The organism is Flavobacterium zhairuonense, from assembly GCF_004352915.1.
GTDB classification, from domain to species: Bacteria; Bacteroidota; Bacteroidia; order Flavobacteriales; family Flavobacteriaceae; genus Flavobacterium; species Flavobacterium zhairuonense.
Window position 1 is genome coordinate 34,262 of record NZ_SJSY01000068.1, and the last position, 16,694, is coordinate 50,955.

The 16,694-nt window shown below is 35.1% G+C and carries 9 protein-coding genes; 3 read left to right on the forward strand and 6 right to left on the reverse strand.

The annotated features are described in order from the left end of the window. Positions 1–385 precede the first annotated feature (385 nt). The 5 genes from EYY60_RS22255 to gltB form a co-directional block, all read right to left on the reverse strand. Positions 386–541, reverse strand: a complete 156-nt coding sequence (locus tag EYY60_RS22255; RefSeq protein WP_162847853.1) for a hypothetical protein — start codon at positions 539–541, stop codon at positions 386–388. A gap of 73 nt (positions 542–614) precedes the next feature. Continuing rightward, positions 615–1,004, reverse strand: coding sequence for a DUF6934 family protein (locus EYY60_RS06025; RefSeq protein ID WP_132988489.1), 390 nt, complete (start codon positions 1,002–1,004; stop codon positions 615–617). A 131-nt stretch (positions 1,005–1,135) separates the two neighbouring features. Beyond that, positions 1,136–2,359, reverse strand: coding sequence for a diaminopimelate decarboxylase (lysA, locus tag EYY60_RS06030; RefSeq protein ID WP_132988490.1), 1,224 nt, complete (start codon positions 2,357–2,359; stop codon positions 1,136–1,138). Between the two features lie 706 nt (positions 2,360–3,065). After that, positions 3,066–4,520 carry a glutamate synthase subunit beta gene (locus tag EYY60_RS06035; RefSeq protein WP_132988491.1) on the reverse strand — a complete coding sequence of 485 codons (1,455 nt, stop codon included), beginning with the start codon at positions 4,518–4,520 and terminating at the stop codon, positions 3,066–3,068. Between the two features lie 164 nt (positions 4,521–4,684). Continuing rightward, positions 4,685–9,202 carry a glutamate synthase large subunit gene (gene gltB, locus EYY60_RS06040; RefSeq protein WP_132988636.1) on the reverse strand — a complete coding sequence of 1,506 codons (4,518 nt, stop codon included), beginning with the start codon at positions 9,200–9,202 and terminating at the stop codon, positions 4,685–4,687. 416 nt (positions 9,203–9,618) lie between these two features. On the opposite strand from gltB, the gene sucC reads away from it, so the two are divergent. Continuing rightward, complete coding sequence (sucC, locus tag EYY60_RS06045) at positions 9,619–10,812, forward strand: ADP-forming succinate--CoA ligase subunit beta (protein WP_012024229.1); 1,194 nt, start codon at positions 9,619–9,621, stop codon at positions 10,810–10,812. A gap of 426 nt (positions 10,813–11,238) precedes the next feature. On the opposite strand, the gene EYY60_RS06050 is transcribed toward sucC, so the two are convergent. Beyond that, a complete protein-coding gene (locus EYY60_RS06050; RefSeq protein ID WP_132988492.1) occupies positions 11,239–11,697 on the reverse strand; it encodes a DUF1456 family protein in 459 nt (152 codons plus the stop codon). 303 nt (positions 11,698–12,000) lie between these two features. Here EYY60_RS06050 and EYY60_RS06055 point away from each other — a divergent pair, with 303 nt between their 5' ends. Both EYY60_RS06055 and EYY60_RS06060 read left to right on the forward strand, forming a co-directional pair. Then, positions 12,001–15,186, forward strand: a complete 3,186-nt coding sequence (locus EYY60_RS06055) for a SusC/RagA family TonB-linked outer membrane protein (RefSeq protein WP_132988493.1) — start codon at positions 12,001–12,003, stop codon at positions 15,184–15,186. An 8-nt stretch (positions 15,187–15,194) separates the two neighbouring features. Beyond that, positions 15,195–16,643 (forward strand): SusD/RagB family nutrient-binding outer membrane lipoprotein, encoded by a 1,449-nt coding sequence (locus EYY60_RS06060; RefSeq protein WP_132988494.1) that lies wholly within the window; start codon positions 15,195–15,197, stop codon positions 16,641–16,643. Positions 16,644–16,694 lie beyond the last annotated feature (51 nt).

Consider the following 16,694-nt stretch of genomic DNA (forward strand, 5'->3'; position numbering starts at 1 on the left):
CTTTATACCTTTGTAAAAGTAAACAATTAAAACAAAAATATAGAAAGGGGCTTGGAATTCTCATATTGCTTAGGTAATTTAGTTTTCCTTCCCCTAGGTACAGAAGGCTTATCTTTGTAAGATGAGCCTTTTTTTATTGTATATAATAAAAGGTCTTTCATATTATAAGTCTAGATTATAGAAGTTGAAAATATAAGATTTGTTTTTTGTCTTGCTTGTTGAAATTTTCATGTCGTTCTTTCTTATGCAAGATGGAAACATTATGTTAATTTCAGGTGAATTTTGATTTCTCTTAGTTGTATGTTCTTTTTAAATAATCTAAAATCTAAACAAAAAAAATCCCGCCTCAATTAAGAAACGGAACTTATGATATTTTTGTTTAAGATTAAAAACTAAGTTTAAACTCAATTTTATTTATTTCATCTTGTTTTCCAGACTTAAATTCGATATTTTTAAGATTATCGAGAGATGCATCCACAATAATTTTTGAGTCTTTAATTGTTGATCTTTTAGCCTTAATTATTTTTTTTATATTTTTCATTTTCTTTTAATTAAAAAACCATCATAGTCTTTTTTATAATCAAAAGGCTCATCTATGATTTTATTATTATCAATCATTCTTGCACCAAATAATCAAAAGTTTCTGATAATTCCTCTAGATTTAACATTATTGCCCTTTTGTAAGTATTTGTTCTTCTGGTATCACTCCCTCTAAAAAAGATGGTTATATGAGGATTTACACTTGTAAATTCATAGGCAGTTTTTATTACAGTTGCTAAAACCATTCTAATATCTCCATTATCATTTGTGACTTGATCGTCTATAATGTATTTCTGTTTTAAAGAATCATATTTTAAATCTCCAAAACCAAGATTATAGACATTTGGATTTGTTGTAGAAGAATAAACAACTACTTTTTTGAAATTTCCTTTATGTCCTTTGCTTGTAAAATGAAACACTGTGGATAATTCATTTTTGATAAGAGCATATTTTCTGTAATTCATTAATAAGTAAATTTCTTATAAAATTAAAGCTTTTATAACCTGATATAATATTTTTTGAGATAAAATTGCATAAAAAAATCCCGCCTCAATTAAGAAACGGGATTAGGGTGATATTCCTTTTTTTTCTATTGTTAAACCGTAGCAGCAATTTCTTGTGGCAACGGAATTTGATTTTTTAACAAATCTTCAAATGTTTCAGCTTGGCGAATTAAGATTCCTTGTCCGTTCATCCATAAAACTTCAGCAGGTTTGTATCTTGAATTGTAGTTGGATGACATTGAGAAACAATATGCTCCAGCATTTCTGAAAGATAAAATGTCACCTTCCGTAATTTCTTGAATTCTACGGTTGTTAGCGAAAGTATCAGTTTCGCAAATGTATCCTACAACAGAGTAAAAACGCTCTTTTCCTTTTGGGTTTGAGATGTTTTCAATATGGTGTGAGGATCCGTACAACATTGGACGAATTAAGTGATTGAAACCACTGTCAACTCCAGCAAAAACTGTTGAAGTTGTTTGTTTTACTACGTTTACTTTTACTAAGAAATGACCTGCTTCAGATACAAGGAATTTTCCTGGTTCGAAAATAAGTGTCAAATCTCTGCCGTATTCTGTACAGAAAGCGTTGAATCTTTTTGATAATTTTTTACCTAATTCTTCGATGTCTGTTTCGATATCGTCTTTTTTGTAAGGCACTTTGAAGCCGCTTCCGAAATCTAAGAATTGTAGATCTTTGAAATGTTTTGCAGTATCAAACAAGATTTCAGCAGCATACAAGAATACTTCGATATCTAAAATATCAGATCCTGTGTGCATGTGAATTCCGACAATGCTCATTTTTGTGTTTTCAACAATTCGCAAAATATGCGGAATCTGGTGAACAGAAATTCCGAATTTACTATCGATATGTCCAACAGAAATGTTAGCGTTTCCGCCTGCCATTACGTGTGGATTAATACGAATACATACCGGAATGTGTGGATGTTTTGTTCCGAATTGCTCTAAAATAGATAAATTGTCGATATTGATTTGTACACCCATTGCGGCAACTTCTTCGATTTCTTCTAGAGAAACGCCGTTTGGTGTAAAGAAAATTCTTTCGGGTTCATAGCCAGCATGAAGTCCTAACAAAACTTCCTGAATAGATACAGTGTCTAAGCCAGACCCCATGTTCTTTAATAACTGAAGAATCGCAACGTTAGACAATGCCTTCATGGCGTAATTAACTCTTAAGTTTTCTACCTTAGAGAAAGCTTTAGTTAATCTGTTGTACTGAGATTGGATTTTTTCGGCATCGTAAACATACAATGGACTTCCAAATTGGTCTGCTAACTGCAGTAAATCTTTTGCTTGCATTTTTTAAATCATTTTAGGCAAAGTTATTACACTTTTGAGTAACTGCAAATTAATTGTAGAAAAATAACAAATTATAACAAATTGTTTTATTTTGAACAAAAAGTTGCTTATTTTGGATTTTTATAACTGCTTTTTGAAAGTTGCTAATATAGTAAGTTTTTTCGCCAATGATTATAAAGATGAAAAGGATTTTGTTAAAATTTTTTAAAAGAAGCCAAATGTTTGAAATTAGCCCCGATTACTTCACTAAAAATATATTTTAATTTGTGTTCAGTGAACTTCGTTTGAGGCGGTATCCTCTCCTCCCGATGGCTATCGGGAGGAGAGATATAGCCGAAAGCGGGAACTAGTTTATTAAAATGCTTATTGTGATGCTTCAAGATGAAGGTTTTGTACCACAAATTACACAAATTACCACAAATTTTGGTTTTTCGCAAAATGCTAAAACATAGCCCGTGGTTGAAACCGCGGGCTATATTTGAAATAGAAATCGGCCAGAAAATAAAAATTCGCGATAATTCGTGCAATTCGTGGCGAAAAAAATCCCTTTAATCATGATAATCTGTGGCTAAAAAAACAAAACCCCTGAATATAAATTCAAGGGTTTGTTAGTAGTTATGTTGTTTATCGGAATAAGATTAATTAAAGCCTAAGAGAAAAACTTAGCATCTTAGAACCTTAGTATCTTAGAATCTTTAAAAAAAAATTATAGACTCGGTAAATCTCCTTTTCCTTTAGTAGGCAAGTTTGTAGATCCCATAAGGAATAAATCTACTTCTCTTGCTGCTTCGCGACCTTCTGAAATAGCCCACACGATTAATGATTGTCCTCTTCTCATATCACCAGCAGTGAAAATGTGAGGAACGTTTGTCTGATAGTTATGCGCTTTGTAGTTGCTTCTCATATCAGTTTCGATCCCTAATTGCTCGCTTAACGTTTTCTCAGGACCTGTAAATCCAAGAGCCAATAAAGCTAAATCGCAAGGCCAGATTTTTTCAGAACCTTCTTTTTCGATTAGTTCTGGTCTGTTTCCTGGAGTCATTTTCCATTGTACTTCAACCGTTTTTAATCCAGTTAATTCTCCTTTATCGTTAGAAATGAATTCTTTAGTATTGATCAACCAGTTTCTGTCGCAACCTTCTTCGTGAGAAGAAGATGTTTTTAACTGCAACGGCCAGAAAGGCCATGGAGTTGATTCGCTTCTTCCAACTGGAGGTTTTGGTAAAATCTCAAAGTTAGTTACCGATTTTGCTCCGTGTCTGTTTGAAGTTCCAATACAGTCAGAACCTGTATCTCCACCACCAATAACGATTACATCTTTACCAGTCGCTTTAACTTGATCCGGAATTGATTCTCCGTATAAAACTTTAGTTTGCTGCGTCAAGAAATCCATTGCCTGAACAACACCTTTGCTTTCGATTCCTTTAGTTGGCAAGCTTCTTCTTTCAGTTGCTCCTCCGCATAAAACGATAGAATCGAATTGGTTTAATTCTTCTACGCTGAAGTTAACACCAACATTTACGTTAGTTTTGAAAGTGATTCCTTCTGCTTCAAGAATAGCTACACGACGGTCGATAATTCCTTTTTCTAATTTGAAATTTGGAATTCCGTAACGTAATAAACCTCCAATTGCGTTGTCTCTTTCAAAAACAGTAACCGTGTGACCAGCTCTGTTTAATTGCTGAGCAGCTGCAAGACCTGCAGGCCCTGAGCCAATAACAGCAACAGTTTTTCCAGTTCTTGTTTTTGGCGCTTGTGGTTTGATCCATCCTTCAGCAAAACCTCTTTCTACGATGCTTTTCTCGATGTTTTCGATAGAAACCGGATCTTTGATGATTCCTAATACACATGATTTCTCACATGGAGCAGGGCATAAGCGTCCTGTAAATTCAGGGAAGTTATTAGTAGATTGTAAAATCTCTAACGCGCTCTGCCATTCTTCCTGATGCACCATGTCGTTGAAGTCAGGAATTAAATTTCCTAACGGACAACCACTGTGGCAAAAAGGAATTCCACAGTCCATACATCTTGATCCTTGTTCTTTTAATTTATCTTTTGGTACCGGAATAGTAAATTCGTTGTAGTTCGAAACACGTTCTGCTACTGCTAAATTACTTTCATCGGCTCTGTTATATTCTTTAAATCCGCCTATTTTACCCATGACATTTTAATTAAATCTAAATGATTAAATTCCAAATTCTAGTTTTTTACCGCAAAGAGCGCAAAGGCTTTTTTTAAAATTCTTTGTGAGTTTTTAAGTTCGCAAAGCTTTGAGGTTGATTTCAATCTAAAATCTAAAATCTAAAATCTGAATTCTAAAATCATTTATCCCGCTATTAATTCTTCTATTTTTTTCTCTTCTGCAATTCTTTGTAATGCTTTTTTGTAATCCGTTGGCATTACTTTTACGAAGTGCTGTTGTTGGTTTTCCCAGTCTGCTAAAATTCTTTTTGCTAATGGACTGCTTGTGTACAACGAATGGTTTTTGATCAGTTTTCTTAGTTTCGTAAGGTCTTCTTCTTCCATTGGATCGAATGCAACCATTTCCATGTTACAAACTGTAGAATCGAATTTCTTTTTCGGATCGTAAACATAAGCTACACCACCGCTCATACCAGCTGCGAAGTTTCTTCCTGTTTTTCCTAAAACTACTACTGTACCACCGGTCATGTATTCGCAACCGTGATCTCCAATTCCTTCAACAACTGCTGTTGCTCCAGAATTTCTTACACAGAAACGCTCTCCGGCCATTCCATTAATATAAGCCTCTCCGGTAATAGCTCCGTAAAGGGCAACGTTCCCGATAATGATATTGTCTTCAGGTTTGAAAGTTGCAGTAGGAGGGACTTTTACAATTAATTTTCCTCCAGAAAGACCTTTCCCTAAATAATCATTACAGTTTCCGTGAATTTTAAATGACAATCCGTTTGTTGCAAAAGCACCAAAACTTTGTCCGGCAGAACCTTCAAAATCAACTAAAATAGTGTCATCAGGTAATCCTTGTGCGCCGTAGATTTTTGAGATTTCGTTACTCAAAATCGCACCTACAGAACGGTCTGTATTTTTAATTTTAAAGGTTACTCTTGTTTTCTCTTTTCTATAGATAGACGGAATCGCTTCTTTGATGATATCAAAATCCAATACATTTTCAAGTTGGTGATCTTGAGTAGTTGTATTATGATTTGGCTCTGTTTTCGCTTTTTCCGGTTTGTATAGAATGGTTGACAAGTCTAAACCATTTGCTTTATAATGTTTGATAGCTTTGTTCACATTTAATTTTTGTGACTGACCTACCATTTCTTTTAAAGTTCTGAAACCTAACTGCGCCATGATTTCTCTTAACTCCTCAGCAATGAAATACATGAAGTTGATTACGTGCTCTGGAGTTCCTTTGAAATTCTTTCTTAATTCAGGATCCTGAGTTGCAATACCAACTGGACAAGTATTTAAATGACAAGCTCTCATCATGATACATCCAGAAGCTACAAGCGGTGCAGTTGCGAAACCAAATTCTTCAGCTCCTAATAAAGCAGCGATTGCAACGTCACGTCCTGTTTTCAACTGTCCGTCACACTCTAAAACTACACGGCTTCTTAAGTCGTTCAAGATAAGTGTTTGCTGAGCTTCAGCTAAACCAAGTTCCCATGGAATTCCTGTGTGCTGTAAAGATGTTAAAGGTGCAGCTCCCGTTCCTCCGTCGTAACCAGAAATTAAGATAACGTCGGCTTTTGCTTTGGCAACACCGGCAGCGATAGTTCCAACTCCAACTTCAGAAACCAATTTCACGTTGATACGAGCTTCACGGTTTGCGTTTTTCAAATCGTAAATCAATTGAGATAAATCCTCAATAGAGTAAATATCGTGGTGAGGAGGAGGTGAAATCAAACCTACATAAGGTGTAGAGTTTCTAGTTTCAGCAATCCAAGGAACCACCTTTTCTCCAGGTAACTGTCCACCTTCACCAGGTTTTGCTCCCTGAGCCATTTTGATTTGGATTTCTTTAGCGTTTGTCAAATAGTTGATCGAAACACCAAAACGTCCTGATGCAACTTGTTTGATTGCAGAGTTTCTAGAATCTCCGTTAATTTCTTTCTGGAAACGTCTTGGATCTTCTCCACCTTCTCCAGAGTTACTTTTTCCTCCAATTCTGTTCATTGCAATTGCTAAGTTCTCATGCGCTTCTTGGCTGATAGAACCATAAGACATTGCTCCAGTTTTGAATTTCTTTACAATTTCTGTCCAAGGTTCTACTTCGTCAATAGAAATTGGATCTAAGTTGTTGAATTCAAATAAACCTCTAATGGTCATTAAGTTTGAGCTTTGCTCGTTAACGGCATTTGAGTATTCTTTATAACTTTCTGGGCTGTTTAAACGAACCGCTTGTTGTAATTTAGAAATAGTGGTTGGGTTAAACATGTGTTTTTCGCCACCACGTCTCCATCTGTAAATACCTCCAATTTCAAGAGAAAGCAAGTTTGCAATTTTTGAATTTGGGAAAGCTTTTTGGAAACGTTTTTTAACCTCTTTTTCAACTTCCATTAAACCAATTCCTTCAATTCTTGATGGAGTGTAAGGGAAGTATTTAGATGTAAATGTTTTGTTTAAACCTAAAATCTCGAAAATCTGAGCAGCTCTGTATGAATGTAAAGTAGAGATACCAATTTTGTTCATGATTTTTACGATTCCTTTTGCAATCGCTTTGTTGTAATTTACAACTGCATAATCTGCTTTTACTTTTGTAATGAAGCCTTTTTCAACTTGATCGTGAATGATTTCGTTTACCATGTAAGGATTGATTGCACTTGCACCGTATCCGAACAATAAAGCAAAATGATGAGGTTCGCGTGGTTCAGCAGATTCGATAATGATTCCGAATTTAGAACGAACCTGTAAAATGTTCAAAGAGTGGTGAATGTAAGAACAAGCCAATAACATAGGAATTGGAGCTAATTCTTCGCTTACACCTCTATCTGATAAAATGATAATATTGCATCCTTCATTAACTGCTTTGAAAGTTGCCTGAACGCATTTTTCAAGTGCTCTTTCTAAACCGTTAACTCCTTTTTCTATTTTATATAAAGTAGAAATTGTAGCCGATTTGAAATCTGCGTGATCGATATTTCTGATTTTATCCAAATCCTCATTAGAAATAACCGGATTTTGGATTTTTAATTTTTTACATTGTTTCGATTCAATTTCGAAAATATTAAAATCGCCACCAATTGCTAAACTGATATCAGTAATGATTTCTTCACGAATACCATCCAAAGGGGGGTTAGTAACCTGAGCAAACAATTGTTTGAAGTAATTGTACAATAACTGAGGCTGATCTGAAAGAACTGCCAAAGGTGTATCGTTACCCATAGAACTAATCGCTTCAGCTCCGTCGCTTCCCATTGGGTTGATGATTGTTTTTAAATCTTCAATTGTATAACCAAACAAACGCTGTCTTGTTAAGAAATCTAATTTTTCAACAGGGGTAGGGTTGTTTGTGTAAGGAACGCTAGCCAATGGTAATAAGTTTTCGTCAACCCATTGTTTGTATGGACGTTTTGTAACGATCGCTTTTTTAACTTCTTCGTCTTCGATGATACGACCTTCATTCATATCAACCAAGAACATTTTTCCTGGCTCTAAACGACCATGTTGGATTACATCTTCTGGGTCGATGTCTAATACACCAATTTCAGATGACATAATTACGAATCCGCTATGTGTTAAAGTATAACGAGACGGACGTAATCCATTCCTGTCAAGTAAAGCTCCAATTACGTTACCATCTGTAAACGGAATAGAAGCAGGACCATCCCAAGGCTCCATAATACAAGCGTTGAACTCATAGAAAGCTCTTTTCTCTGGAGACATTGTTTGGTGTTTTTCCCAAGCTTCAGGAACAACCATCATCATCGCTTCAGGCAATGAACGGCCAGTCATTAATAAAAGTTCAATCACCATATCCATAGAAGCAGAATCTGATTTTCCTTCTAAGATAATTGGGAATAATTTTTTAATATCATCGCCAAAAACTTTGCTCTGCATAAGCTCTTCACGAGCACGCATACGGCTTACGTTTCCACGAAGTGTGTTGATCTCACCATTATGACACATGTATCTAAACGGTTGAGCTAAGTCCCAAGATGGGAATGTATTTGTAGAGAAACGTTGGTGTACAAGCGCTAAACGAGTTACCAAGTCCGGATCTTTCAAATCTATATAATAACGGCTGATGTCTTCCGGCATCAATAGACCTTTATATATTATAGTAGTTGTCGATAGGCTAGTAAAATAAAACATGTGGCTTTCTGAGGTTTTAGATCCTCTTACGGCATGTTCAGCAATTTTTCTAGCTGCAAAAAGTTTTGCATTAAATTCTTGTTCAGTTAAATCCTGTCCGTTTTTAGAAACGAAAACTTGTTTAATTGTTGGTTCTTTTTCTGCGGCGATTTCACCTAAATTTTCAACGTCAACTGGTACATCTCTCCAACCTAAAACTTTTAAGTTTTGGTCTTTAATAGTAGCCTCAAATGCATTAATACAAAAAGAAACCTGGTTTTTGCTTTTTGGTAAAAAAACCATTCCTACTGCATACTCACGCGCTTCAGGGATTTCAAAGTCACATACTTTCTTAAAGAACGCATGTGGGATATCAAATAAAATTCCAGCCCCGTCTCCAGTTCTTCCATCAGAACTAACGGCACCACGATGTTCCAATTTTATTAAGATGTCCAATGCTTTGTGAATAATATCATTTGACTTAATACCATTCAAATTACAAATAAATCCTGCACCACAATTGTCGTGTTCAAATTCAGGCAAATAGAGCCCTTGTTCTTTAACTTTCATTCTTGATATTTTTTCTACAAAAATAAAGATTTCGTTAAACATAATGTATTGAAATTGTGCTTTTGCTTTCATTTTTGTCGTAATATTAGAAAAACGGTTCTTAAATGATAATAATATTATTTAAAGCATTGCGAAATGATAAAATCATAATAACAATTAAATAATATTAGGAAAAATCGTCGTCAGGCCTAGAATTCAATAGGGTTTTTTGTTAAATCTCAAACGATATAGTGATTTTGTGTTAACTTTTTCGATGCAATTCGTTAACGATAAGTTTGCTTTCAAAAAGAATATCCGATTAATAACAAATTGGGTCATTTTTTAATTCGAAAAAGATTTTACTTTTAAGTTGAATTTTGCTACTTTTGTCGCACTTTTATTCTGAAATAAATTCAGAACCAGACAAATTCTATATTATGAACATACACGAATATCAAGGAAAAGAAATTTTAGCAAGTTACGGAGTACGCGTTCAACGCGGAATTGTGGCTAATAATGCGGTTGAAGCTGTAGCTGCTGCAAAACAATTAACTGCCGAAACTGGTACAGGATGGCACGTAATAAAAGCACAAATTCACGCAGGTGGTCGTGGAAAAGGTGGTGGAGTTAAGCTGGCAAAAAACTTACAGCAAGTTGAAGAGTTAGCAGAACAAATCATCGGAATGCAGTTGATCACACCTCAGACACCGCCTGAAGGTAAAAAAGTAAACAAGGTTTTAGTTGCTGAAGATGTTTACTATCCTGGAGAAAGCGAAACTTCTGAGTTTTATGTTTCTGTTTTATTGAATAGAGGTACAGGACGCAACATGATCATGTATTCTACTGAAGGTGGAATGGATATCGAAGAAGTTGCTGAGCACACTCCACACTTAATCTTTACTGAAGAAATTGATCCAACTGTAGGATTACAAGGTTTCCAAGCTAGAAGAATTGCTTTTAACTTAGGCCTTTCTGGAAACGCTTTCAAAGAAATGGTTAAATTCATCGACGCACTTTACAATGCTTACATTGGTTCTGATGCTTCTATGTTTGAAATCAACCCAGTTTTAAAAACATCTGACAACAAAATCTTAGCTGTTGACGCTAAAGTTAACATCGACGATAACGCTTTATACAGACAACCTAAATATGCTGAAATGAGAGATATCCGTGAGGAGAATCCAATCGAAGTTGAAGCTAAAGAAGTTGGTCTAAACTATGTTGACCTTGACGGTACTGTAGGATGTATGGTAAACGGAGCTGGTCTTGCAATGGCAACTATGGATTTAATTAAATACGCTGGTTTTGAGCCTGCTAACTTCCTTGACGTAGGAGGAACTGCTGATGCAAAACGTGTTGAAACTGCTTTCAGAATTATCTTGAAAGATCCAAACGTAAAAGCTATTTTAATTAACATCTTCGGAGGAATCGTTCGTTGTGACCGTGTTGCTCAAGGTGTTGTTGATGCTTACAAAAACATGGGTGATGCTATTAAAGTGCCAATTATCGTTCGTTTGCAAGGAACAAATGCTGAAATTGCAAAAGAATTAATTGACAACTCTGGTATGCCAATCTTATCTGCAGTTCAATTCCAAGAAGCTGCTGACCAAGTTAAAGCTGCTCTTTCTTAATTAAATAAGAAATCAATTTATATAGAAAATCCCTCCAAGAATCGGAGGGATTTTTTTGTTTTAACGTCAAATATTCCTTTTTGAGAATATTTTTTAAGACAAAGTATATCGTAGAGACGCACAGCAGTGCGTCTACGTATCGTGAATACATAAACGGAAGTACGTTGCGTAGACGCACTGCTGTGCGCCTCTACAATAAACTATGAGAAAAAAACTTTGGGCTACATAATTGCTCTCGCAGATTGGGCAGATTTTTAAAGATAAAACAAAAGAAAAATCTGCAGAATCTGCTAGAAAGAAGAATGTTAGCATAAAAAATAGCCACAGATTACACGGATTATACGGGTTTTTAAAATCCTTTTAATCAGTGTAATCTGTGGCTAAATATCTTTGTGTAATTCTTAGCGTGCTTTGCGGTTAAATAAATTATTTTTTATTCTTCCCGTTTTTAAAAACCACTTTTTCTACAATTACTGGTTTTCCATTTCCTTTCGGGAATGCTTTCTTTTTAGGTTTTCCAGCTGCTGAAGCCGATTTGCTTTGATCGCCTCTATATTTTTCTGAATCTTTTGGAGCAGCTTTGAATTCAGGTCTTTCTTTAGAAGTTTCTTTTTTAGGAATTTCAGCTCTATGTTTTGCTAAAACGTCATTTGGGTTTTTAGGGTTTTCTTTTGTTCCTCTTAAATGAATAACCAATCCATTTAAGAAATTACGTAAGATTTGATCGCCGCATTCCATATAGTTCGGATGATCCTCAGCTCTAAAAAACGCACCCAATTCTGATTTTGAAATTCTAAAATCAACTAATTCTAAAATTTCTACTATTTGATCATCACGGAGCATCAAAGCTACGCGAAGTTTTTTAAGTATATCGTTATTTGTCATCGTTTATTTTTTACAAAGGTACGGTACAATCTGCTAAAATTGTTATTTACATTAAATTTTTAATTGTGATGATTTTTTGCTTTTTATAATCGAGAGAAACTAACGCTTTTATAGTTTATAACTTGTTAAAAGTTAGACAATTGTGTTTTTGTTTTTGCTGTTTTGTGTATTTTTTTTGCGGTAAAATGCAGGGTTGAAGAAATTTCTTATAGTATTTTGTTTGAAAAATGCATTTTAATGATATAAAATGTTAAATTGCAGCATTAACGAACCAATTTATTAACCATTTTTTAACTAAAGTTTATGAAACAAAAGAATTTTATCTTTTCATTCGTTTTGTTCTTATTTGCTTCGAGTATTTTGTTTGCGCAAAAAATAACGATCAAAGGAACAGTAACTGATGAGACAGGAATGCCTATGCCGGGAGTTAATATTCAAGAAGAGGGAGGCTCAGGCGGAACTACGACTGGATTTGACGGAGATTATCAAATTAGTTCCAATAAAGGTTCTGTTTTAATCTTTTCATATATCGGATTCAAATCAACGAAAGCTACTGTGGTTGGTGCAACATTAAACATAAAGATGCTTTCTGATGCGAAAGAGCTTGACGGAGTTGTAGTGACCGCTTTGGGGCTTAAGAGAAGCGAAAAATCACTTGGTTATGCTACTCAAAAAGTACGAGTTGCAGATGTTGTTACGGTGAGAGAAACAGATATTAATAATGCATTGGCTGGAAAAATTGCTGGTGTTCAATTTCAAGGTTCTCCGAGTGGGGATTTTAGAACCTCTTTGCTTAGACTTCGCGGAGATACGGGAGTATTGTATGTAGTTGATAACATCAAAGTAAACACTATTAGTGATATTAACCCGGAAAGTATTGAAAGTATCAATACGTTGAAAGGTTTATCTGCAACGGCGCTTTACGGGCCAGAAGGTAGAAATGGTGCAATTGTAATTACAACAAAAAGAGGAAAAAAAGGTGCTACTACAGTAGAGTTTAACGTAAGTTCTTCATTAGAAAATGCTTATGAATTGCCTAAATTTCAAAATGAGTATGGTGGAGGTTATTCTCAAACTTTTCCAAAATATACTTATAATCCAGCTACTGATCCTGCTTCTTTTGCTGCTTTCAACGGTCAGGATATTGTTGATTATACAGCGGATGAGAGCTGGGGGCCAAGAATGCAAGGCCAAATGGTACGTGCTTGGAATAGCTGGGAAGAAGGTACGCCAGAATTTGGTAAACTAACTCCTTTTTCTCCAAATCCAAATAATATTAAAGATTTTTACAATACCGGAGTAACTAAAAGATCTAGTTTATCTGTTGGTAAGGGTGGTGAAGATTATTCTATAAACTTTGGTATCACTAGAACAGATAAAGAAGGTATAGTACCAAATACAGCAAGAACTCAGTATGATGTAAACCTTACTGTAGAGGCTAGTTTGAGTAAGAAATTTAAAGTATTCTCAACTGTTTTATTTCAAGATAGACAAACTACAGGATATAATGATAAAAACTTAATCTTACCGGCGGTTGCGAGTTTAAGACAATGGTTTCAAAGACAACTAAACATGAACGATTTAAGAAATTATCGTATGAATGGTAAAATTGTAACTTGGAACAGAACGAGCCCAACTAATGGAAAATCTATAGGTTGGAATTCTCCATTTTTTGATCAATACGAACAACCAAACAACGAAGATCAAAAATCTTTCAATGGTAAAATTGGTGGTTCTTACCAAATTATTGATGATTTGGCAGCTACTGTAGAGATTAGAAAAACATATATCGGAAACAATTATTATGATATCTACAAAGCTTGGGGTGGTGCCGAAGTTCCTGTTTATGAAGAAAGCCTTCAAATCACGAACAAAGATGAAATTTCAGGTATTTTAAATTATAAAAAGAAAATCAACAAATTTGATATCACAGGAAATTTAGGTTTCGAATATCAATTTTATGATAGAACATACATGGACGATACTACTGTTGGAGGTTTAGTTTCAGAAGGATTCTACAGTATCAGTACTTCTGTGGGAACACCACTTATTGATAATAAAAGATACAAAACAAAAAACCGTGCAGCTTTTTTAACAGCTTCTGTGGGTTATGATGATTTTGTTTATGTTGATGGTTCTTATCGTAATGATTATGCTTCTACTGCTGATGTAAATGATAATAAATTAGCTACTTATGGTATTTCTGGAAGTTTCGTTTTCTCTAAATTTATTCCAGAAAATCGTTTTTTTACATTTGGTAAATTGAGAGCTGGTTATGCAATGGCGCCTCAGTTTCCTGGAGTTTATTTAACAAGCCCTATTTACGGAATCGGAACAGCTTATGGTACTTATCCAGTTTCGTCAACACAAACAACACCAAGTAATCCAAGATTGAAAGGTGGAAATCGCGAAGAAAAAGAATATGGTATAGATTTGAAATTCTTTAATAACAGACTTTCATTAGACGTTTCTTATTTTGACAGATTAGATAATGAATTGCCTTATAGAGTAGACTTAGATGCTTCAACAGGAATTGGAGGTGTTTATGTAAATGGAGGAAAACAAACTTACAAAGGTTGGGAAATTGCATTGTCAGGAACGCCAATAAAAACAGATAATTTTGAATGGAATATCGGCGCAAATTTTGCCACTTTAGATAGACAAGTAGTAGCTATTGCTCCAGGAATTACAAGAAATATTATTCAGTCTGGAAACTCAAATATGGGTAACGTTCAGTTGGTGGAGCAAGTAGGCGAAAAATGGGGAGCTATTTACGGAAGCAGAATTGCAAGAGATGAAAATGGAAAACCAAAATTAACCACTGCCGGAGCTTATGTGAGAGAATTGGGAGTTTATTTAGGTAATGTTTTGCCTAACTATACAGGAGGTCTTACGACTTCATTTAAATACAAAAATTTTGATTTAAGTTTAGGATTTGATTTCCAACAAGGCGGTAAATATTATTCTGTTTCTAATTCGTTGATTAATAGAACAGGAGTTGGTATTGAAACAGTTGGAGACAATGATTTAGGAAATCCAAAGAGAGATCCTATCGTAAACGCTACTACTGGTGCAAGTATTGCTACAGGTGCGATGCTAAATTCTGTAGTAACTCCAACTTCAGGAGGTCTTTTGGTAGAAGGTGTGGATGGTACGACTGGTGCCGATGTTGCTTACCGTGTGAGTACTAGAACATATTGGTCAAACATTAGAGCTATTACTGAACCTTTCTTAGAGGACGCTTCATATGCAAAATTGAGAACAGTTAGAATTGGATATACTTTAACTAAAAGTGTATTGCATAAAACACCTTTTGAAAAAATCAATGTTGCGCTTTATGCAAACAATGTATGGTTGATTTATGCGGCAAATCGTGATATCGACCCATCTGAACTTCAATCGTATAATACATCAAGTACGCCATTTATAGAAACGGCTCAATTGCCAAATTCTAGATCTATTGGTTTAAATGTTGTTCTAACTTTATAATTATAAAAATGAAAAAAATAATAACATCAATTTTAGCACTAACAACTGTTTTGGTATCAGTTTCTTGTGATAATGCTGATTTTGGCGATACCAACTTAAATCCGAATTATCCTAGTGTCGCAAATACAGCTTCGTTACTTACAGGAGCCGAAAGATCAATGTCGCCTATTCTTACTGCTACTGAACCACTTTGTTATGTTCAATATATCACAAACGGACAATATCCTAAGGAAACGATTTATGATGTAGTAAATTTTGAATATACCAGTAATTATGTGTCTATTCTAAACAATTTGCAAGCAGTTATAGATTTAAACAAAGATGCAGCAACGGCCGGAGCTGCATTAGCTAATGGTTCAAACAATAACCAAATTGCTGTAGCAATGATCTTGAAAGCTTATGTTTTTCAGCATATCACAGATCGTTGGGGAATGGTTCCTTATACTGGAGCTTTAAAAGGCTTAGATAATCCATTTCCTAAATTTGATACACAAGAAGCTATTTATGATGGATTGTTTAAAGATCTAACTGATGCAGTAGCACTTATGGATGCTGGTGCAGGACCAAAAGGCGATGTGATTTTTACCACAAAAGCGACTCAGATGTCTGAATGGAAACGTTTTGCAAATACTTTAAAGTTAAATATGGCGATGCGCTTATCGAAGAGATTTCCAGCTCCAGGAGGTTATGCCGCAACAAAATTTGTTGAGGCTTTAAACGCTGGAACTATTGCTTCAAATTTACAAAACTTTACCTATCCTTATATTACTGATGAGGCTTATGATAATCCTTGGGAAGATCGTTTTGAAACTAGAACAGACTATTTAGTAAGTGAGCCTTTTGTGAATTTATTGATTGGTACAGGAACAAATCTTGCGCCACAGGATCCTAGATTGGCAAAATTTGCAGAAAAAGCGACTAACGGTGGTGGAATTTACAAAGGTGGCCTTACTTCGGCTGTAGGAAATACAACTGTTGCCAATTATTCTTTTATAACGAATACTATTATCAAAAATAAAACTGCTCCTGCATTTTTCTATACTTATGCACAGGTTTCTTTTGCGAAAGCTGAAGCTGCGTCTTTAGGATGGATTTCGGGTTCAGCAGCAACTTTTTATGCTGAAGGTATTAGAGCTTCTATGGCACAATGGGGCGTTACAACTGCAGCGGCTGATGCTTATGTTTTACAGTTTCCTTATGTAAACATAAAATCTATTGCTTACCAAAAACACATTGCTTTGTATATGCAAGGTTATGAAGGATGGAATGAGTGGAGAAGATTTGGCGCTGATGCTGTTGCTCTAACTGTTCCTGCTGGAGCGATTGGTTCTGCTACAATTCCGCAAAGACAAGCTTACGGAGCGAGTGTAAAAACATTGAATTTAGAAAATTACAATGCTGCAATCGCTGCTCAAGGAGCTGACAAAATGGAAACAAAAGTTTGGTGGGCAAATTAATTTAGTCACTATAACTTAAATGAAAAAAGAGGAAATCTCGCTATGGGATTT

Excerpts from the sequence above, each read along its gene's own strand:
- EYY60_RS22255 (WP_162847853.1), bottom strand. The coding sequence starts at position 541 with ATGAAAAATATAAAAAAAATAATTAAGGCTAAAAGATCAACAATTAAA.
- EYY60_RS06025 (WP_132988489.1), bottom strand. The coding sequence starts at position 1,004 with ATGAATTACAGAAAATATGCTCTTATCAAAAATGAATTATCCACAGTG.
- lysA (WP_132988490.1), bottom strand. The coding sequence starts at position 2,359 with ATGCAAGCAAAAGATTTACTGCAGTTAGCAGACCAATTTGGAAGTCCA.
- EYY60_RS06035 (WP_132988491.1), bottom strand. The coding sequence starts at position 4,520 with ATGGGTAAAATAGGCGGATTTAAAGAATATAACAGAGCCGATGAAAGT.
- gltB (WP_132988636.1), bottom strand. The coding sequence starts at position 9,202 with ATGAAAGTTAAAGAACAAGGGCTCTATTTGCCTGAATTTGAACACGAC.
- sucC (WP_012024229.1), top strand. The coding sequence starts at position 9,619 with ATGAACATACACGAATATCAAGGAAAAGAAATTTTAGCAAGTTACGGA.
- EYY60_RS06050 (WP_132988492.1), bottom strand. The coding sequence starts at position 11,697 with ATGACAAATAACGATATACTTAAAAAACTTCGCGTAGCTTTGATGCTC.
- EYY60_RS06055 (WP_132988493.1), top strand. The coding sequence starts at position 12,001 with ATGAAACAAAAGAATTTTATCTTTTCATTCGTTTTGTTCTTATTTGCT.
- EYY60_RS06060 (WP_132988494.1), top strand. The coding sequence starts at position 15,195 with ATGAAAAAAATAATAACATCAATTTTAGCACTAACAACTGTTTTGGTA.